Genomic DNA, 19,833 nt, shown 5'->3' with positions numbered 1-19,833 from the left:
CACAAGAAACGCGCCGGAGAGGCCAGCATGACGACCGTAGCCGAACTACTGAAGTTGAAAGACCCGCATCACGCTGACGTTCACACCGTCGGGCCTGGGGAGATGGTCCTCGAGGCGATCAAGTTGATGGCCGAAAAGAACATCGGCGCCGTGCCGGTGGTGCGCGATGGCAAGGTGGTTGGCATCGTCAGCGAGCGGGATTACGCCCGCAAGATGGAGCTCAAGGGCCGCGCCTCGGCCGGCACGCCGATCAGCGAGATCATGACCCACGACGTACAGACCGTGGGTTCGCAGCACACCGTCGAGCACTGCATGAACATCATGACCGACCGCCGGCTGCGCCATTTGCCGGTGGTGGACGAAGGCCGGCTGATCGGTCTGCTGTCCATCGGCGACCTGGTCAAGGCGGCCATCGCCGAGCAGGCCAGGCTGATCGAAAAAATGCAGGAATACATTCGCGGCGAAAGCTACTGAGCATCCACACGAAAAAGCCGGAGCTTTAAGGGCTCCGGCTTTGTGTTGTGCGAGTGAATGAATCGCCGGTTAGCGAACCTTGAAGCGATCGATCATCGCCACCAGTCGCTCGTTGGACGCCATCAGCGCGTCAACGCTGGTGTCGGTCTGCTGACCACAGCCCACCAGTTCACCGACCATGTGCCGGATGGCGATCATGTTCTGGTTGATCTCCTCGGTCACCGCGCTCTGCTCCTCTGCCGCCGTTGCGATGTGCGCGCTCAGGTCATGAATGCGCAGCACAGACCCGGCCATGCCATCCAGGCCTTCGTTGACCCGCGATGTACGGTCGGCGGTGGACTGGCAGCTGACTTTGGTTTTTTCCATGGCGCCCACGGCGGTGCTCACGCCCTGCTCCAGCCGCGCGAGCATCTCGTTGATCTCCGACGTGCTCTGCTGGGTACGACCGGCCAGCGCCCGCACCTCATCGGCCACCACCGCAAAGCCACGGCCCTGCTCGCCTGCCCGCGCCGCTTCAATGGCCGCGTTGAGGGCCAGCAGGTTGGTTTGCTGGGCGATGCCGCCGATAACCCCGAGCACATCGGTGATGCGCTTGGCATCGACCTGCATTTCCTGCACGTATTTCGTCGCGTCTTCAACTTCCGCCACCAACGCCCGCACGCTGACCGACGCTTCGTCGACGACGTCACGGGAACGCTGCGCTGCGTCATTGGCCGACTGGGTAAAGCTCGCCGTCTGCGTCGCGCTCTCGGCGACGCTGTCGGCGGTGGCGCTCATCTCGTTGATCGCGGTCACCGCCTGATCGGTTTCCGAAGCGTGGCGGTTGAGGATCTGGTTGATGTTGCGCGACTGATCCTGCAACTGCACCAGCCCGGCCGAGATCTGCTCGGTGCCGTTGCGCACCTCGACAATCATGGCTTGCTGGAAGGCGATGAACTTGTTGACCGAATGGCCAACAGCGTCCAGTTCGTCCTGGCCTTTGATCGGAATACGGCGGGTCAGGTCGGCTTCACCCGAAGACAGCGCGTCGATGTTGGTGCGCAGAACGGTCACGCGTGCCAGCAGACGGTGGAAGGCAAAGCCCAGCACCACCAGCAACAGAATGACCAGCGGGATCTGCAACCAGCCCAGGGTCTTCAGCACTTCGGTACTGCTGGCGGTGAGCATGGCGGTCGGCAGCGACGTGGCGATGACCCACGGCGTGCCCGGGACCGGACGCAGGAAGAAGGTCAGATCACCCAGTTGCGGGTCGATGTATTCCTGGGAATACACAGCGTCGCCGGATATCTTGCCCAGCCCCTCCTGAATGGCCTTGGCGAACATCGACTGGCCGCTGAAACCGGAAATGTTCTTGAGGATGATTTCGCCGGGGATGCGGCTCTGGTTGGTCAGGATCTTGCCGTCGCGCTCGACGATCATCACCTGACCCTGAATGTCTTTTTCCTTTTCCTGGATCAGGCCGTTGAAGAAGCCCAGGGTGACGTCGATGGTCGAAACGCCGTACAGCGCGCCATCCTTGTAGATGCCCATGGCGCAGTTGGTGCGCGGCTGCGGGCTGGCTTCGTCCTGATAGGCAGCGGCCCAGGCGCATTTGCCCTTGGGTGCGTTCTGCCCGGCGCGGTGCCATGGCTGTTCCCAGTAGTTGGGCGCAGGGTCGGAGTTCCAGAAGCTGCTCACCACCAGTTGGCCGCTGCCGTCACGGTGGAAAAACGAGCTGTGCTTGTTGCGCCCCGGGGTGCGCTTGTCCGGCATCGGCCAGACGCCGCCGCCAAATACTTTCTGATCGCCGTATTGGTCAACCAGACCTGGCAGCACCTTGTCGATACCATCGCTGTCCAGCAGCGGCACCGCCTGGGTGATCGCCCGGGACTGGGCCTCTACGCGGGCCAGGTCCGACAGGATACGCGTGCCGATCTGATCAACCTGGCTCAGGACTACCTGCTCCTGGGTCGCGCGGACCTTGGGCGTGACCAAGTGAACGATGCCCTGCTCGGTGATCACCGCGATCACCACAATCAAGGCCACAAATATGACCGTATAGCGCGCCTGCACTGTTTTAAACATCGTCGTCCCCATGCCAAATATTTTGTAATTGTTTTGCATACTCCTGATGGGCTATCGACCGAAAGTCGCCAAGGATGAGGGGCGCAAAAAAAGGTTTTTCCCCCGGCCCGGCGGGGCGTTATTGCACCGGGAGGAAGTTCAGGAACAGCAGGCTCTGGGCGTAATTCAAACCGATGCGTCTATATCGCTCGTCGAGCATCTGGGTGAGCAGGTCGAGGAGCGCCACGATCTTGCCGAATTCGGTGGCAAAACTGAGGTTGCTGCCCTCCTCCGAAATTTCGTTGGAGAACAGCAGCAGCTCGCCATTGGCGTTCTGTCGCTGGCTCAGCAGCCAGGTGGCCTTCTCGATATTGCGCGCGGCGTTGCTGACGAAGGTCGGGTTGATCTGGTCGGTCATGAAAAATTCCAGGCGCCCGCCGTGGGCCGTGACCAGCATGCTGCCGATGGCATAAATGAACGCACCGACGCGGTCGCCAAGAAACTCCGGGCTCAGGGCGTAGCTCAGCGCGGCGAGGTCACGCCGGGTGCCCAACTGCGGCAACGGCTTCTGCTGCTCGATGGCCTGTCGCACGTTGCGCTCCGCACTTGCGGCGTCAACGAAGCCGGACTTGCGCCACTCGGCGGGATTGCGCAGGTAGAGTTTGTTCATCAGCAGATAGAGGCTGTCGAGGTTGTCGGCCATGGCCAGTGTGGCCATGCGGTCCACGCTGGTCTGGAAGAACTCCTGGGGGCGGGTCTCGCTGAACTGCGTGGCGACATCCCGGCCGTCCTGGCGCGTACAACCCGCCGCGCAGAGCCCGAGCATGCACAGGGCAAACAGCGGGCGCAGGTGACGGCAAACGGATAAAACAGTGAACACGGCGAGCATCAATCCCAGGTTTCAACGAACGGGACACCGCGTCAATCGCCGCGTCCCGGCCAAGGTCAGAACGGCTGAAGGCAAAAAAGTGCAATGTCGGCGGCAAATCCGCGTTTAAAGCGATTCGGCGGGCATGTGAGCTTTCATGCAAATGATTCCCTCATCCATTTGACGCCGCCGTCCGCTTTCACCAAGCTAGCCGCCTTCGCATGATTCTCAGGAAACACCCCGCGTGATGACCACAAGCCTGCACTGGCGCCGTTTCGTATTTTGCCTCGCTCCCCTGATCGCCCTGCTCGCCGCCTGTGACGGCGGTGCGCCGAAGACCAAGCCCTCCGAAGCGACGACCTACGTCAGCGTCGAGTGGGACAAACTGCCGGCGGTGAACGACACCGACCTGATGGCGGGCTACAACAGCTGGTTCTCGGCGTGCAAGCGTCTGGCCAAGGACCCGGTCTGGGGTGGCACGTGCGCCCTCGCCGCCCAGGTGCCACAAAATCCTGCGGCGGTGCGCGACTTTCTCAAGAACCAGCTGCAGGTCTACAGCCTGCGTTCCTCCGAGCACGGCGCCAACGGCCTGATCACCGGCTATTACGAGCCCATCTACAAAGGCAGCGAGCAGCGCAACGACGCACACCCGGTCGCGGTGTATGGCGTGCCCGATGACCTGATCATCGTCAACCTCGACAGCATCTATCCCGAGCTCAAGGGCAAGCGCCTGCGCGGGCGCCTTGACGGCCGCGTGCTGCGTCCCTACGACGACGCCGCCACCATCGGCAACAAAGGCGCCAATGCCCCCGTGCTGGCCTGGCTGGAAAACCCCATCGACCTGCAGTTCCTGCAAATCCAGGGATCGGGTCGGGTTCAGCTGGAGAACGGCCGTCAGCTGCGCATCGCCTATGCCGATCAGAACGGCTACCCGTACAAGCCGATCGGCCGCTGGCTGGTGGAGCAAGGGCAATTGACCAAGGACGAAGTGTCCATGGGCCGCATCCGCGACTGGGCGATTGCGCACCCCGAACGCGTGAATGAACTGCTGGGCAGCAACCCGAGCTACGTATTCTTCACTCAGCGCCCCGACAGCACCGAAGGCCCGCGCGGTTCGCTGAATGTGCCACTGACCGCTGGCTACAGCGTGGCGATTGATCGCAAGGTCATCCCCCTCGGCAGCCTGTTGTGGCTGTCGTCGACCCGCCCCGACGGCACGCCGCTGGTACGTCCGGTTGCTGCACAGGACACCGGCGGCGCCATCGCCGGCGAAGTCCGCGCCGATATGTTCTGGGGCACCGGCGACGCGGCCGGCGAGCTGGCTGGCAATATGAAGCAGCAAGGCCAGATCTGGATGCTATGGCCTAAAGGCGCGGCCCTGCCGGATGCCAAACCCAAGGACTGATCGAGCTGAACCGCCGACTGATGCGCCTCCCGCGTCAGTCGGCGTGTATCGCGGGTTGAACTGAAATCGGTTTCAGGTATCACAGCATGCTTCTTCCCGGAAACCCTTCTCGATCTCCCATGAATACCTCCCACACCCCGCATGAATTCAACATGGGCTGGCTGCTCTTCGCCCTCGCCATGGGCGCGTTTGCCATCGGCACCACCGAATTTGCCTCGATGACCCTGCTGCCGTTTATTGCCGGCGACTTCCACGTCACCCAGCCGCTCGCCGGGCACGCCATCAGTGCCTATGCGTTGGGCGTGGTGATTGGCTCACCGGTGATCATGGTCCTCGGCGTACGCCTGCCGCGACGGGCGTTACTGGTGGCCCTCGCTGCCTTCATCGGAATCGCCAATGGGCTGAGTGCCGTGGCGCCTTCGCTGCCGTGGCTGGTGTTCTTCCGCTTTCTGAGCGGGTTTCCCCATGGCGCGTATTTCGGCGTGGCCATGCTGCTGGCCGCGTCTCTGGTGCCGAAGAATCGCCGCGCCCAAGCCGTCTCCCGCGTGTTCATGGGGCTGACCATCGCCACCATCATCGGCGTGCCGTTCGCCACCTGGATCGGCCAGACCATCGGCTGGCGCTGGGGCATGGCCATTGTTGCCGGGCTGGCTGCCATCACGGCGGTGCTGATCCGCTGCCTCGCGCCCGCGTCCCCTGCCCAGGCCGACGCCAGCCCGTTGCGCGAACTCAACGCCCTGCGCTCGCGGCAGGTGTGGCTGACCCTGGGCATCGCCGGGATCGGCTTCGGCGGGATCTTCTGCGTGTATACCTATCTGGCCGCCACTCTGATCGAGGTCACCCATGCCTCGAGCTTCATGATTCCGGTGGTAATGGCGGTGTTCGGTCTGGGTACCACGGTGGGAAATCTGATCTGCGGCTGGGCCGCCGACCGCGCCACCATGCTCGCCGCTGGCGTCTCGCTGGGCTTCACCGCGCTGGTGCTGGCGCTGTATCCCTCGGCCACCGATAACCTGTGGCTGCTCATTCCGCTGGTGTTTTTCATAGGCTGTGGCGTAGGCCTGGCGGCGATCCTGCAAACCCGCTTGATGGACGTTGCGCCCCATGCGCAATCTCTCGCGGGCGCACTGGTGCAGAGCGCGTTCAATATGGCCAACGCCATTGGGCCGCTGGCGGGTGGCGCCGTGATTGCGGCGGGATACGGTCTGCCGGCCACGGGCTATGCGGCAGCGGCATTGACGCTGGGCGGTCTGGGCATGTGGTATTGGGCGCTGATGGATGCACGGCAAGGTGATCGCCGCGTTGCCCGGCAGGCTTCCGGGTCAGTCTGAAGCCGAGAGCTGTTTGATTGCGCGGTTGATCCGAGCTCTGCCCTGACACTGCGTCCGGGCGAGCTCCAGACCTGTCACACGTTGGGGTCTGCCTCATCGGGCGACGGGAACAACGTATCGACCTTGTGCTTGCTTGAAGTGCGAACCGGCGCCATGGCAGCGGACTCCGCCAGGCGTGTGGCCATTTCCCAGTGACGGGATTCCTGCCCTTCAGGCTTGCCTTCGGACTCCCAGATCAACTGGGCCAACTGACGAACAGTGTCTTCGTCGACATTCATGCGTATCCCCCATTGATGCTTGCGCAGGACATTGGCCGGCGCCAGAGCGGTGCCGAATCCAGCGTCCGCTACGGTACCCGCCATGAATAGTACCAGCCGATAACGAGGGTAAATGACGGGCGTGCAAAGGCCGGCGAACGCAAGCCGGCCGCTGGTCGGACTTAACGGATCCACCGGAAATCGGCGGCGAACCACGATGGCCTCCTCAATCCCTGTTGCGTTTGAGCAACAGGCTGGCAACCAGGCCAAGGCCTGCAGCCACGCCAACGGCGGCCCAGGGATGGGTCGTCACGTAGGATTTGGCATTACCCACCGCACGGGTCAACGCAGGTTGGGCTTCCATCTCGATCTCGGTCACTGCGCTGGTGCCGCGGGCCAGAAAATCCTTCAGCCGCTCACGGGCCTGGGTGGTGCGATCCTCATTCAAGGCATCCCCTGCCGCCAGCAAGGCATTGGTCTCGTCGAGAAAAGTGTTCAGCTCGGAACGGGTTTTCTGATAAAGATCGTCACGCAGTTGTTCGGTGATATCGCTTGCCATAATAGTTTTGCCTCCTGGGTGTGAGAAAGGTTGACTAAATCGCCAATCGATTCGTTCCAGTGACTTCGAAAAAACCTCTTTTCGACGCACCGCAATTGATCATGCACCGCTCGCGGTGCAGCCTGAATCGGGATTCAACAGCCGTATGACGTGTTTAAAAGGGACTAAATGAAAGCCGTGCCGATCCTCGAACTGCCCGCCGATCAACAGGCCAGCGTTCGGCAACTGCGCAACCAGCCAGACGTGCGCAAGTTCATGTACACGGACCATGAAATCGGCGAGGCCGAGCATCTGAATTGGCTCGAGGGGCTGCGTGACAGCGCCCGGCAGCAGGTCTTCGTCATCGTGATTGACGCTACGCCCGTCGGTGTTGTGTCCCTCAGCGCCATCAACGCCACCCACGGCACGGCAGACTGGGCCTTTTACCTCGACACCACGCTGCAGGGCAAAGGCCTCGGCAGTCAGGTGGAGTTGTGGATGCTCGACCACGCGTTCGGCGCCGCAGGACTGGAAAAACTCAATTGCGAAGTGCTTGAGATCAACCCGGCGGTGATCAAGATGCACCAGAAATTCGGCTTTGTGATCGAGGGCGTACGGCGGGAACACATCGTGCGCGATGGCAAGCGTATCGACGCCGTGCTGCTGGGTATCACCAAAAGTGAATGGCAGGCGCAGCGGCCCAGGGTACTAGCCGCGGTGGAGCGGATTGCAGGACGTCGCTAGCGCATTGTGCAGAAATGCGCGCCCATGCTTGGCTTGATGCGGGTGGAGCTGTACGCAGATCAGGCGATGTTAAGCAGGCGAACCGCCGGGCGTTCATCGGCTTTGCAGTACAAATAGTCTCGCCATTTTCTAAAAGCGCTCTGCTGCCGCACGAAGGCCTCTTCCCATTGCATGCCGCCGATGTGCTCGACGGGGATAGACATCATCTGCTCAGTTGCCTGATCCAGCTCGCTGATCAGGTCGAGTGCGTTAGGAATATCGTTGGTCTGAGGTCTCATCCGGGGCACCTTGTTTTTTGATTAATGAATGGAGTGCCCAACCCCTTGTTAGTGCTCGCGTTCCGACGAGTGGCTCGCTTGTGTAACACATTCGTCGTGTTGTAAGAAAAACCCCACGCTGGGTGGGGTTTGGTGTGACATCGGCCGCTAGCTGTTACCGGGAGAGGGCTCTTCGTCCTCGTCGACAGGCGGATTGTCAGGAATCTCCATCTCATCCAGCCCCTTGTTTCGGGCTGCAGTTGCCGCGTCTTCACCCTGCCGGGCTGACTCGTTATCAGCGTGCGTGTCGGGATAAATCTCTTCTTCGCTGCCCGGCTCCGCTGGACCCTGATATGCGTTATCTGGCCCGTTGTCTTCGATACCCATGATGACCTCCAGTACGAGTCGCAGGAAATCTGCGCTTACAGGACAGAGGTGCATCAGGAAGGATTAGTGCCCGGTGGAAGATGAATGGCGCGTGAAGCCGATGGAAACTGATCTGCCGGTCATCGCGATCAGGCCGGCCTCCACAGGCGCATTTCAAGATCTGCCCCCGGCGCCAGTCTGTTCCCCGGCTCCCCCCTTTGCCCAGCCTTCGGCCCAGCCAGTCGCTCGAAATGACTCTTCAACAAGCCTGTACACTGAGCAACGCACTGAATGCTACGAACAAAAAAACCGCCGAAGCGGTTTCTTTTGTGCAGCCCACCGTGGGGGTCGTCACACCTTGAAGCGAGCCACCATGTTCTGCAGCGTATTGCCCAGGCGCGCCAGTTCCAATGTCGAGGCAGCACTCTGCTCCGTCGCGGTAGCAGACTGGTCAGCGACGTCACGAACACTGATCACGCTGCGATTGATTTCGTCGGTCACCGCGCTCTGCTCCTCGGCCGCAGCCGAAATTTGCTGGCTCATCTGCTCTATCGTGCCAATGGAATGCGTAATCTCTACGAGGGCTTGCTCGGCCTGCCGCGCCAGCTCGACGGTGCCCTCTGTTCGCCGCATGCTGGCGTCCATCAAGCTCGACGCTTCCACAGTGCCGTGCTGGAGGGCCTGGATCAGCGCTTCGATTTCAGTGGTCGAGCTCTGTGTCCGCTGGGCCAATGACCGGACCTCGTCGGCCACCACTGCAAAGCCGCGACCCTGTTCGCCGGCGCGTGCAGCTTCGATGGCGGCGTTGAGTGCGAGCAGATTGGTCTGCTCCGCCACGGCCTTGATCACGTCGATGACGCTGCCGATCTTATCGCTGTCATGGGTCAGACGCTGCATTGCCACGCCCAACTGCCCGACCTCTCCAGACAGCTGACTGATTTCCTTGGTTGCATGCTGTACGACCGTGCTGCCATGGGCCGCACGCTCGGTCGCTTGCCGGGCCGCACGCGACGCATCCTCGGTGTTTTGTGCAACTTCCTGCACGGTTGAAGCCATTTCATTCATGGCAGTTGCCACCTGGTCCACTTCCAGTTTCTGCTGGGTGACGCCAGCGCTGGTCTGTTCGGTCGCGGCCGACAACTCTTCGGCGGCGGTTGCGATCTGGGTAATGCCCTGTCCGATGCCACCAATCAGTTCACGCAAGGAAGACGTCATGTGCTGCATGGTGTTTTGCAGCAGGCCCAGTTCGTCTTTCCGGTCTGTGCCAATGTCGTAGGTCAGGTCGCCATCGGCGATGCGACGGGCAGCGATGACGCTGTCGTTCAGTGGACGAGTGATCTGGCGGGTGATCAATGCTGCGGCGAGAACACCCAGTAACAGCACCACTAACGCAACACTGAACAACTGGATGATCGCATTGCTCTTTTCATTGTTTGCTGCAACGACCTGGGAGGCCATCAAGTCCTCGACACTTTTTACGGTGTCGGTCGTGAGCTTTTGTAACGCGTCACGTATCTGGTCATTTTGTTGCAGCATCTGCGAGATCGTCGCCATGTTCTCCTTGTACTGCCGGAGCGCGACAAGCGAGGTGTCAACGGCTGCAGTTGACTGCGCGGGTAACTGGCTTCGGGCTTCAGCCACCTGGCTAACCAGCGCGTCGGCAGTCGCAAAAGTGGCCTGGCGATTGTCTTCGGTAGGAATGCTCAAGTAGCGACGGAATACCAGACGGAAGTTGGTCATACCATTGCGCAGGTCGCCTGCAATTCTCACATGGTCGATACCGGCCTGGTCTGGCGAGTTTGAAGCATCGTCCAACGTCTTCTGCAGCAGGCCCTCGAAGGTCGCGCTTACTTCATCCGAGACCTTGATCAACGGTTTCATCGCCCCATCGATTTTCTGGTTGTTGCTGACCAGTTGATCGAAGGTTTTCTTGAGTTCTGCTGCCTGGTTAGCGATCCCCCTGAGCATGTCCACGTTTTTGGCGACGGTCAGGATCTGCAAACCTTTATTGATGGTGCTGTTCAATGACGCAAGGGCAACGCTATACGCTTCCGCAGCGCCGGCACTGGGGCTGGCCGCGTAGGTTTGCGACGCCACTTTAACGTCGAGCATATCGGCTTTCACTTCAGCGACCCTGGCTGCTTTCTCCAGTCGCTGGATAAGCAGGTTCGCGCTGCCATAACCAATCCCGGTAACCACCAGAACGCCCAGCAGAATGGCACCAAAGCCCAAGCCGAGCTTCTTGCTTACTTTCAAATTATCCAACCAGTTGGATCTCATCGCCTTTTAACCTTTGATTTTTTCGTAATGCTCTGTTATCGACTCCTTATATAAAAAGTTAATCAAAAGGATCATCGTTAAAACTGATGATTTAGTTCGAATTTCTCTATCGATCGTGGTTGATCACCCTCGGCCCCCGGCCAGGCTTCAGAATCCGGGCTCTTCGTTCGGGAGGCTTGAAGGGCACGCCCAACCTCATTCGAATGGCTGATTTTCGCCATTCGGGAGCGGGTGCCACGGTGGAATTAAGGGAAACCACGTGCAACGCTCGTTTCTGACAGCGATGACCCTAATTGCACCTCACGATCCACAGCTGACCGATTTGTGTCGTAAAGCTCTGACTCATCAGATCCCGCCGCATGGCCCACTCAGGGGCAGCCGGCACACTCGCCGCGCGCAGCGTTCCACGCCCCCACTTGGCATTGATCTCATCCAGCACGTTCATCACCTTCTCGGCTTCCACGGGTTGCGAATGGGCGAACAGGTCGTCGGTAAATTCGCCGGGCTGCCGCAGGTCCATCAAGAGGACTTCGGCCTTGCTGTATTTGAAGCCTTCCCGGAATAACCGGTTGACCGCTTCCGTTGCCGCTTTCGTCATCAAGCGCACGTCATTGGTGGGGTAGGGCAATTCGACCAGAGCGCCGTTGGCATATTTGGCCTCCTCAGGATTGAACATCCCCGTTCGGATACTGACCCGGATTTTTTTGCACAACGAGTTCTGTGCCCGGAGCTTTTCCGCGGCGCGCTGGGTATAGGTGGCGACGGCTTCCCTGATGGGCTCGATAGTTGTCAAACGGCTGCCAAACATTCGGCTGCAGCAGATCTCCTGCTTCGGCGGATCGGCCTCCCCCAACTCCAGGCATGGAGTTCCCGACAACTCGCGCGCAGTCTTCTCGATCACAACGCTGAATTTCTGCCGCAGCGTCCAGGGATCGGCCTTCGCCAGATCCATCGCGGTCTTGATCCCCATGACTTCGAGATGGGCCTTCATGCGCTTGCCCACGCCCCACACTTCGCCGACGTCCGTGTTACGCAACGTCCAGTCGCGGTTGAACGGATCGCAGATATCGACCACCCCGCCGGTCTTCGCCAGCAAGCGTTTCGCCGTGTGATTGGCGAGCTTTGCCAGTGTTTTGGTGCGGGCTATGCCCACGCCCACCGGAATGCCGGTGCGCTTGTAGATGGTGTTTCGAATCTGCCTTCCGAACGCCGTGAGGTCACCGGGGATGCCCGAGAGGTCAGCAAAGGCCTCGTCGATGCTGTAGACCTCCAGCGCGGGGACCATCGATTCGATGATGCTCATGACCCGCTCGCTCATGTCGCCATACAGCGCGTAATTGCTGCTGAACGCGATCACACCGTCTCGGCGCAACTGGTCCTTGATCTGAAAGTAAGGCGCACCCATTTTCACGAAGGGCTTTGCGTCATAGCTTCGGGCAATCACGCAGCCATCGTTATTGGACAGCACCACGATGGGCGTTTTGGCGAGGTCAGGCCGAAAGACACGCTCGCAACTTGCATAAAAGCTGTTGCAGTCGATCAGCGCAAAGACGGGCTCAGGCTTTGTCATGATCGCGAACGCTGAATCACCACGCCCCAGATCACCCGATCGGCCGGTACGTGAAAGAAGTAAAGACGCAGCTTTTCGGCGCCGGCCGACGATGGGCCAAGAAAGGTGACGCTCATGATGCAAGCCTTGCCGTGAATAACTGTACGCATATACAGTTAACGTTTTAGCCTGCCTCCGGTCAATGTACAGTGTAGGAATTTCGACGGGTGACCGTAGGTGCGGACGCTACTCGATCTACGAGTCTGCGGACCGTTGCTCTGAGGGGCTTGTGCCAGAGCAGTTGGTCATTAATGGATACGACTTTTGGCTGATCGAGCTTACGATGTCGCGCCGGCGGCTCGTATTGAGGGTATGGCGATGTGCGGCACGCCGGCGGGACAATTCGCTGGGTTCGAAGTGTGACGGAAGTGGGAAATGTGAGGAATCAGGGGTTGCGAATGCAAGTCAAACTTACACATATAGGGAAAACAAGATGAAATCTGGGATGCTGGCTTTACTGGTCATTGCAGTCGCTATGCTGTCGGGGTGTAACCACTTTAGCCAAGGCGATTATCGGGGCATACACAGAGCCGGAACCATTCCTTGCAATGGCACACCGCCGAATCAGCCAGGATGTTATTGAAGGCACACGTGGTGCCTTCATTCGCAGCAAGATGAATGCATTCAACCGGCTCATGCAACTCATGTCGACGAGCTCGTCGAGGTTTTACTGCAATATCGTTTCGACGAGCCTCGGCGCCTTCATCGGGGAGGCTATACCCAGCTCGGCAGAACAACTAGCCTGCCGCTGGGAAAGGATAAGGCAATTTCGGCCACGATGAGTACCGAGCCTGAAGTTCAGCTCATCACAGCAGACTCTCCCCCTGTTCAGGATAATTAGTACAGATTGTCGACTTTTCGCTTTTCCAGGGTGTAGGTTTTCAGATCAATCTCGTTAGCTGAAAGCTTGGCGTCAAGACGATCCATGTCCCGGCGCTTCAAGCTGGCTACATGAGCTTTTGATGCCTGATAGTTGATGGACTCAGCTGCGTCGTAGCCACTGACAGGATCCCAGATAATGGACAATGGCCACAGCAGCAGGTTGACAACGCCGTAGCCGTAAGCGCGCCCGTAGAACGATCCACCGCCAGGCAGGAGGCCCAGTCCTGCGGCCAGGCCTGGACTTTTTTCTTGAACGTCAAGATGGTTGGCACGATAGCCAGCCAGTTCAGATTCCTGCGTGTGATCCAAACCGGAGGCACAGCCAGCAGTCAAAACTAACAGAACGGCTGCTGACAAGTTGCGAAGAGCGTACATCTGAATTCCCTATATAAATAATGCTCAGCCATAGCTGGAACTGAGCGCCGCGCATTGTACACACTTAAATCGCCCATAGATGGCCTAATGCTACATTTCTCTTACTGCTCATATAAGGTGCGATCCCCCCTGCCCGTCCGCGCTTCGAAAGGGGCGCCCGTTCAGTGCCAACTCTCCGTATCGGTACATGGCCCTCTGAACCATTGCAAGCAGTCGGGGCAACAGGCTGGCCACAGTTTCCAACTTGCTGGCGGTTCAGGTGCACTGCGCGGGTCATGAAGCAGAAGAGAAGCGGCCTGGCCCTGGCTGACCATGACGATAAAGTTCTTGTGTACCTCGCCGATAGGTACACATTCCCCCGTAAGCCATGGAGCATTGGATGTTTAATCCACGTGAGGCAGAACTAGACCATCTGTACAACCGGGTCGTCCTGCTAACTATCGCATGCTGTGTTTTATTAGCATTTGCCGCGATGGCGAGACATGAAGGTTTCACCTATGCAGCCCTTCAGTGGAATGGGGCCCAAGTGACCGGCACGGTGACGCAGCTGGAGGAAATCCCGAGAAACCGACTTGCTAACATCGTCCACTACCGTTACGTGGACCAAGATAACCGACCTCACGAAGGGCAATACCTGGACACTGGATGCGGCGAGAGGGAAAACTGCGGAGTAGACGAAGACGTCACCCTGATCTATTCGCGTTGGTTTCCGGATTACAGCGCCGTCGCAGCCAACGTCCGTAGCTTTCGGCCGGCTTTTTACATCATGAGCGGCGGCGTACTGATTTCGCTGCTCTTCTTCGGAATTTCCTTCTGGACGCTCGGTCGCATCAGCGCCATGAAACGAGATGACGCACAGCACCTCCATACGAAATACTGAGCGTCAGCCTCGAATACTGAGCAACGATCTCGGTGATTTTCGGGTGCGCTGCGGTGGAACTGACTATTTCGAGCCGTAATTCTTGCACATGTCTTTGGCGACATACGCCCCCATTGGGGAGTGCATCAAGTTGTCGGCCATGCTGCTAACCTTGAATTTATAGGCAGGGTCAGATTTGATTTTTCTCACTTCCGCCTTTGTTGCCTCATCAATGGTGGAATCCGATGCCATGGCGTTCTCAACATCGCTCTTCATGCCAGGATTCGCGTTATTGCAGACCTGCTCCATTGCAACCAGCACTACAAGGCCTTGCTGCTTTTCATCTTCCGGGCTCGCGAAAGAGTTGCCGGCATAGCCCAACAGAGCCAGACAAAGCGGCAGAGCAGACATTCTGATCGACAACATTCAAAAACTCCCCATGAACAAAAGTTCGGCGCGCACGCTACTTACGAAGGCGACCCGCACTCTAAAACGCAGCATTGAAACCCATCAGACGCCGAGCTATTTGCCACCGTCGAAAGCGACCATCGGGCCAACTGCTCAGGCTTCGCGTCCAGTATGCACAATGAGCACGCTGATGAAGATTGTGCGATCAGCCAGTCATGATCCCGTTTCCCGAATGGTCGCAGCATTCCCTCAGACAACCCGGTAGCGCATCCATCCATAAATTTGATGCCTTGGAATCTGCCATTGCCGCCGAAGGCCTGCCATCCCCCTCTTACCTCTATCCACATGACTACCGGTGTGAGGCGAGCTGGAGAGCGAAACTCTTGGCGCATCGGTCCCCAGAGCCAGCCCCTCAACCATTATCTTCAAGGACTCGTACCAGCCAACGACGCGGGAAGTACCGACGCGACCGTAAAGGTGCTTGGTCAAATCATGGCCAGACCGAAAAGGAACAGGGCTGCGGCTGAAGCATCCAGATCGAAGGACAGCAAGAAGAGAGCCATGGCTCATTGGGCAATCCCGAGCAGCACGAGCATCGCAAACCAACCCACTTCAATTTCGTTATCTGACGGTAGTGCATTGAATGCCGCCGTCCACACCTCCACGTTGAAGCCTGCCGGCGCACGGCGGACGAGGAATTGCTATGTCTGCAACAATGAAGACAGGATGAGCCCCGAAAATCTCGAGACATGAAAAAGCCCAACCTGAGAAGATTGGGCTTAGTCATTGAAAAATATGGTCGGGACGGAGTGATTCGAACACTCGACCCCTAGCACCCCATGCTGGGGACTATGGACCTGCAAGCCTTTGATTTTCTTAGATAATTGAGTCTTAACAGCTTCGCAAAACACGAGCTTTTTTGTGATTTTGCAAACGAAAATACGCCGCCTCCAGGGGAGGTTTTGCGCATCGTAATTACACGTCGACACCCCTACTGCGATCAACCTGACCCACTACAAATTCCAGCGATCAAATGTTCGGGGCCATGCTCTGCTGGGTCAATTCGGGGTCGTCGCGGCAGGCTTCAACAGGTTCGCTCGAATTAGATGAAGGCGTGCCTGATCGAACTTGCCGGAGCGCTCCAACTCAGCCGCGATCTCAAGATGCCAGTCCACCATTGCCTGAATCCTCGCTATTTGGCTCCGACTGCGTCCATTTACTTGGGGCATCCTGCCCTCCTTTATAATGTGTGATCTTGTTGTCTAGAGCATAGACGGCGGCCTGCTGAAGCCTGGATTGGACTTTAGTCTTACGCGGAAAACTTCTCACACATGGCGCTACAGCAGCTAGAAAACGGGTGACCGCCACAAGCACCGACGCGGTTTTCAAGACCGTTACGGAAAACCCAGCGGGCCGCATCCTTGGAGGTGATTGACGTTCCCATACTTTTTTAAAACCACTGGGCTACAGACCGCATTCCACGCGGGGCGAGCGTTGAGTTTCGGAACGGATTCAGCCCACTTTCAAACCCTATTTCATGTGACGCCTCGTTGAGGCTTCACCCCTCCCCGGCGTCCTGCCGATGTTCACAAAACCCTGACGAGCTTTCCTTTACAGAAACACTGCGTCCCGGGCTCAAGATTATGCTCGGGCGTACGGAACATTCCCAGAAAGTGGCCGTGCTCCAGCTCCAACAAACCCCACTCCCGCGCGGCGTCCGTAACCTCAAGCATGTCCGACAGCTCATCGGCATCAACCTGATACCGTTGATAGGCAAGCATTGCCAATTGCCGCAGCTTCGCCCGCTGGCCGTCAGGGTCGGTGACAAGGTCTTGCATGTCCTCGACCATGAGCCGCCATGTAGCCAGAGGGTCGGCGACGTGCTCATTCAAAGCGGCACCACCATGACTGAAAGTAGAACGCCTCTCCGATCTGCTCGATGCCGGAGATGGTGAACCCGTTGGTGCCCATGCTCGTCACGCCAGCGTCCAGCAACCTTGGCAGCGGATCTGGGGTGTGGCTGGCACTGTTCAAAATGAAAGCTTCACGGGTGATCCGGCCAAGGATTGAGCATTGAGATTCGACAATCTGCACGTCGCCCCTGAACGGGGTGATTATGCTGAGCTGGTCTTTGGGGACGGCGACGCCGAGATTGCGACGCGGGGTGATGAGGACATACATGCTTGGTCGCTTGGATTAACTGTATATATATACAGTTAATCGCAGCGCCGCCGCCGACGTCAATTACTGCCGACCGGAGGCCATCAGACCTTGCGGATGCCGAACTGCGCAACCTTCACTCTGGAGTCCTGAGCGATGCCGGCAGCCAGGTACAGCCCCATGCGTGAGGTGATGACGGTTTCCGTGACGTCGCCTGTGTAACGTTGCGTCTCCAGCACGCCCTTCCAGTTGGCCGGTAGAGTGAACGGCTCCTGGTATTTGTCCATCGAGCGGTAATAGATGGTGGTGGAAGTGCTGGACACCGGCTTGGTGATAATCAGCTCCGCTTCCCAGCCGAGGATTCCACGGCTGTTGCCTACAATCTCCGGCGCCGAAACCATCTCGATCATATCCCCTGCCAGCACATTCGACAGCGTAACGTTCGCAGCTGGCTGCACATAGATGTAGCCGCCGGCGGCGGCCATAGCACCGACCAGCTCTATGCACTGTGCCTCGCCATATGCGGCCGGCTCCTTGTACCACCGAGTAGTGATTCCGTTCAGGCCTGAGCCGGAGGCTTTATAGTTGTCCGCCAGCACCGATCCGGCCACCGGGTTTACCGATGCGTTGATGACACCGGTCGAGCCCGCCATCAACGGGTTGGCGTTCAGACAGCCGAACGGGCGAATCGCCGAGTAGAGGTCGGCGGCGTCCGTCGGCAGTGGCACGCCGAAGAACTCGAAGTTGGCATTGATGACCGGCACGCACTTAGACTGGATGAAATCTGCGCCGATCAGATTCGGGTGCAAGTCATCGACGGTCATGGCCTGGGTGAAGCCATCCCAGATGTTCACGACTGGCACGAACTGTATGACGTAGGTCAGCACCCAGTCCTTGTAAGCAATCGCGTCCGCCAGCGCCTGGCCGGTCAAAGCCTTCGCGCCGAAACGCGGCGTGCCGGTGCCGACAATCAGGTACTTCCCGGGCGTGTTCTGGAACGCTGTGATGGCCTTCATCACGTTGGCCTTGCTGTCGGCGAGCGTCATGCCGGGCGTCGTGCTGTCGTTCGTGCGCGACAGCAGCATCCACAAATCAGCCGTCGCTGAAGTCAGGCAGGATGGCAGCCTTGGCATGAACTGCCCAGAGTGGTCGCCCACCTTCCCCTGATTGTCCAGATAGCTGGGAAACAGACCTGTTTTTGCAGCGATAGCGCCGGCGTAACCGTAGGCTTCTGTGCCGTATGCCTTCGGATCAATCGTGTGGCAGTTCGCGCTGAAGCTGTCGCCCAGCAGGCCCAGCCCACGGCGAATACGTCTTTTGCTGGTAGGCGCAGCGCCTATTATCAAGGTCACTTAGCCACCTCATAAGCCGCGCCGCCTTTAGGCGTGAAGCGTGTGGGCGAGTTGCCCAAATCCAGACGCCAAGCGCCATCAGTGGCAAATGTGTCTGCGGTAACCCAGTCAGTGCCCACAGCCTTTTCCACAAGCACGCTTCCGCCATTTGCTTTCACGGACAGCGTGTGCGGTCCGTAGCTGTACTTCATCACAAATTGATCTGTACGCACTGCGCCTCCTGGGCCTTCATAGATGGGTAGGTGGTTGGTGCTGAGTGCGCGAGGCGCCAGCATTCGCCGAATGCTTAGGGCACGTCCTTAAAAAATACGTGGTTGCCGAGCCTCAGCGTGCGTTTCGCCTTCGCCGCCCAGTCAGGCGCCTTTGGCATGGTGGTCGCGTAGTAGTGAGTCGCGCCGCCGGTGGGGTCCGGCACCTTGCCGTCGATCACCTGGTCAGCAGCAATGCGGCACTGCGCCAGTTCGCGGAATGGGATCGCACGCGCGCCGCTCAGGAACTGATAGTTGGGGTCGTTCCGGTTCCAGCAGCTGAACTGGTACGGCTTCTGGCAGACGCCGGCGTAACCCTCGCCCCACCAGGACTTGTCCCTGCCATCGTCCACGCGGTTGCGGATCGTCCACGCCACGGCCACCATCCCGGCCAAGCCCTCCCCGCGCGCTTCACCCCACAGGGTGCGCGCCAGCACGTCACGATCTCTCTCGATCACGGTCATCCAATTTCTCCAGGCAAAAAAAACCCGCTCATCGCGGGCCTAACGAAACTATCTTTCTGAGGGGGTTCAATCCGCTGGAATAGGCGCGTAACCTAATGCTCCAGTCGGAGATCACAATGTCGCTGCACTTCCGAAGAATCACAGGTTCCGAGAGACCTTCGCACTTCAAAGATCGCCGTGTGGAAGTGGTCTTTAGGGTGACGTCCAGCAATGGAAACCATTTCTTTTTCGATTCGGTCTCGGAAGCTGCGCGCTGGGCCCGACAGTTACATTTCTTAGACCTCGACCCGGACTCACCAAGGCAGAAGCACCCGACAAGGGCGCGCGCCTGATAAGCCACTGCGCAGTGCAACCTTTGCGTGGTATCCGGCTTACTTGCTAAGCGTCAGGGCTGGCAATTCGGCGAGGAAGGCTTCCGGCGTCGGCTTAGGACGTTGCTTCGTCGCGATCAGCGGGATCTGAACCTGAGCATACTCCCAGACCAGCGAGCGCCATTTCCGGAAGGCGAGACCATCGTTTTGGAACTTGGCAACAACCGGCTCATCTGCGTAGCTGATGACTTCCAGCATGTTCAAATAGCCGTGAGCCACAGCGGTGTTGTTCATATACAGTTCAACTTGGCCTTTATATTCGGCAGTGATTGCTGCAATCAACTGATCAGGGTCGGCAGGAAGGACAATCCATGCTTGGTGATACTTGCCATCCTCCCTTTTTTCAATGGCGCCGGGAATTGCAGTTTCCAGCATCTGCAGGTCCGGATAGACGTCCTCGTAGATCCGAAATGCCCCATAAGGAGCCAGCATTTCGTCATCCCAGTCACTCTCAAAAGGAAACGAAACGTTTGGGTATCGCATTTTGAAATCCCAACCACTAACAACTTCCTGAGTTTCTTCGATAATTACGGCCATTTTTA

Annotated in this window: 21 protein-coding genes and 1 pseudogene; 5 read left to right on the top strand and 17 right to left on the bottom strand. The window is 58.6% G+C overall.

What is annotated here, in order from left to right:
* Window positions 1–27: 27 nt before the first annotated feature.
* The gene (locus tag ACYASU_RS00265; RefSeq protein ID WP_282369943.1) at window positions 28–474 is read left to right on the top strand and encodes a CBS domain-containing protein; all 447 of its coding nucleotides are present in this window, start codon (window positions 28–30) and stop codon (window positions 472–474) included.
* Between the two features lie 69 nt (window positions 475–543).
* On the opposite strand, the gene ACYASU_RS00260 is transcribed toward ACYASU_RS00265, so the two are convergent.
* Entirely contained in the window at window positions 544–2,538 is a 1,995-nt protein-coding gene (locus tag ACYASU_RS00260; RefSeq protein ID WP_463581530.1) for a methyl-accepting chemotaxis protein, read from the bottom strand.
* A gap of 118 nt (window positions 2,539–2,656) precedes the next feature.
* Window positions 2,657–3,343, bottom strand: coding sequence for a hypothetical protein (locus ACYASU_RS00255; protein WP_463581816.1), 687 nt, complete (start codon window positions 3,341–3,343; stop codon window positions 2,657–2,659).
* Window positions 3,344–3,632: 289 nt separating this feature from the next.
* Between ACYASU_RS00255 and mltA the strand changes: the two genes are divergently transcribed.
* Both mltA and ACYASU_RS00245 read left to right on the top strand, forming a co-directional pair.
* Window positions 3,633–4,790, top strand: coding sequence for a murein transglycosylase A (gene mltA, locus ACYASU_RS00250; protein ID WP_192172280.1), 1,158 nt, complete (start codon window positions 3,633–3,635; stop codon window positions 4,788–4,790).
* A gap of 119 nt (window positions 4,791–4,909) precedes the next feature.
* Entirely contained in the window at window positions 4,910–6,121 is a 1,212-nt protein-coding gene (locus tag ACYASU_RS00245) for an MFS transporter (protein ID WP_463581529.1), read from the top strand.
* 74 nt (window positions 6,122–6,195) lie between these two features.
* Here the strand turns inward: ACYASU_RS00245 and ACYASU_RS00240 are convergent, their stop codons facing one another.
* Entirely contained in the window at window positions 6,196–6,483 is a 288-nt protein-coding gene (locus tag ACYASU_RS00240) for a DUF2934 domain-containing protein (RefSeq protein WP_346628362.1), read from the bottom strand.
* Between the two features lie 121 nt (window positions 6,484–6,604).
* A complete protein-coding gene (locus ACYASU_RS00235) occupies window positions 6,605–6,937 on the bottom strand; it encodes an ElaB/YgaM/YqjD family protein (RefSeq protein ID WP_192171937.1) in 333 nt (110 codons plus the stop codon).
* Window positions 6,938–7,105: 168 nt separating this feature from the next.
* Here ACYASU_RS00235 and pseH point away from each other — a divergent pair, with 168 nt between their 5' ends.
* A complete protein-coding gene (gene pseH, locus ACYASU_RS00230) occupies window positions 7,106–7,660 on the top strand; it encodes a UDP-4-amino-4,6-dideoxy-N-acetyl-beta-L-altrosamine N-acetyltransferase (RefSeq protein ID WP_463581528.1) in 555 nt (184 codons plus the stop codon).
* Window positions 7,661–7,719: 59 nt separating this feature from the next.
* On the opposite strand, the gene ACYASU_RS00225 is transcribed toward pseH, so the two are convergent.
* The 6 genes and pseudogenes from ACYASU_RS00225 to ACYASU_RS00200 all read right to left on the bottom strand — a co-directional run bounded on the left by ACYASU_RS00225 (window position 7,720) and on the right by ACYASU_RS00200 (window position 13,429).
* Complete coding sequence (locus tag ACYASU_RS00225; RefSeq protein WP_192171939.1) at window positions 7,720–7,938, bottom strand: hypothetical protein; 219 nt, start codon at window positions 7,936–7,938, stop codon at window positions 7,720–7,722.
* 147 nt (window positions 7,939–8,085) lie between these two features.
* Window positions 8,086–8,304, bottom strand: coding sequence for a hypothetical protein (locus tag ACYASU_RS00220; RefSeq protein WP_192171940.1), 219 nt, complete (start codon window positions 8,302–8,304; stop codon window positions 8,086–8,088).
* A 330-nt stretch (window positions 8,305–8,634) separates the two neighbouring features.
* Entirely contained in the window at window positions 8,635–9,498 is an 864-nt protein-coding gene (locus tag ACYASU_RS00215) for a methyl-accepting chemotaxis protein (protein WP_423574839.1), read from the bottom strand.
* Window positions 9,490–10,563 (bottom strand): annotated as a pseudogene (locus ACYASU_RS00210) (methyl-accepting chemotaxis protein); the annotation flags it as partial. The pseudogene ACYASU_RS00210 and the gene ACYASU_RS00215, both read right to left, overlap by 9 nt.
* Window positions 10,564–10,852: 289 nt before the next feature.
* Window positions 10,853–12,133 carry a translesion error-prone DNA polymerase V subunit UmuC gene (gene umuC / locus ACYASU_RS00205; protein WP_463581527.1) on the bottom strand — a complete coding sequence of 427 codons (1,281 nt, stop codon included), beginning with the start codon at window positions 12,131–12,133 and terminating at the stop codon, window positions 10,853–10,855.
* A gap of 876 nt (window positions 12,134–13,009) precedes the next feature.
* The gene (locus ACYASU_RS00200) at window positions 13,010–13,429 is read right to left on the bottom strand and encodes a hypothetical protein (protein ID WP_192171978.1); all 420 of its coding nucleotides are present in this window, start codon (window positions 13,427–13,429) and stop codon (window positions 13,010–13,012) included.
* A 379-nt stretch (window positions 13,430–13,808) separates the two neighbouring features.
* On the opposite strand from ACYASU_RS00200, the gene ACYASU_RS00195 reads away from it, so the two are divergent.
* The gene (locus ACYASU_RS00195; protein ID WP_463581526.1) at window positions 13,809–14,309 is read left to right on the top strand and encodes a hypothetical protein; all 501 of its coding nucleotides are present in this window, start codon (window positions 13,809–13,811) and stop codon (window positions 14,307–14,309) included.
* Window positions 14,310–14,372: 63 nt separating this feature from the next.
* Here ACYASU_RS00195 and ACYASU_RS00190 read toward each other — a convergent pair whose 3' ends face one another.
* From ACYASU_RS00190 to ACYASU_RS00160, 7 genes are all read right to left on the bottom strand, one after another.
* Window positions 14,373–14,714, bottom strand: a complete 342-nt coding sequence (locus ACYASU_RS00190; RefSeq protein WP_108120176.1) for a hypothetical protein — start codon at window positions 14,712–14,714, stop codon at window positions 14,373–14,375.
* Window positions 14,715–16,282: 1,568 nt separating this feature from the next.
* Window positions 16,283–16,534 (bottom strand): hypothetical protein, encoded by a 252-nt coding sequence (locus tag ACYASU_RS00185; protein WP_463581525.1) that lies wholly within the window; start codon window positions 16,532–16,534, stop codon window positions 16,283–16,285.
* Window positions 16,535–16,580: 46 nt separating this feature from the next.
* Window positions 16,581–16,877 (bottom strand): hypothetical protein, encoded by a 297-nt coding sequence (locus ACYASU_RS00180; RefSeq protein ID WP_463581524.1) that lies wholly within the window; start codon window positions 16,875–16,877, stop codon window positions 16,581–16,583.
* An 83-nt stretch (window positions 16,878–16,960) separates the two neighbouring features.
* A complete protein-coding gene (locus ACYASU_RS00175) occupies window positions 16,961–18,202 on the bottom strand; it encodes an SGNH/GDSL hydrolase family protein (protein WP_463581815.1) in 1,242 nt (413 codons plus the stop codon).
* A gap of 2 nt (window positions 18,203–18,204) precedes the next feature.
* Complete coding sequence (locus ACYASU_RS00170; protein WP_037013040.1) at window positions 18,205–18,420, bottom strand: hypothetical protein; 216 nt, start codon at window positions 18,418–18,420, stop codon at window positions 18,205–18,207.
* A gap of 74 nt (window positions 18,421–18,494) precedes the next feature.
* Window positions 18,495–18,920, bottom strand: coding sequence for a cell wall hydrolase (locus tag ACYASU_RS00165; protein ID WP_463581523.1), 426 nt, complete (start codon window positions 18,918–18,920; stop codon window positions 18,495–18,497).
* 371 nt (window positions 18,921–19,291) lie between these two features.
* Window positions 19,292–19,828, bottom strand: a complete 537-nt coding sequence (locus ACYASU_RS00160; RefSeq protein WP_463581522.1) for a hypothetical protein — start codon at window positions 19,826–19,828, stop codon at window positions 19,292–19,294.
* Window positions 19,829–19,833: the final 5 nt, after the last annotated feature.

The sequence above is a fragment of the Pseudomonas sp. HP_12 genome (assembly GCF_055283955.1).
Note: the sequence above shows the minus strand (reverse complement) of the source record. Positions and strands in the feature narration are given on the sequence as shown.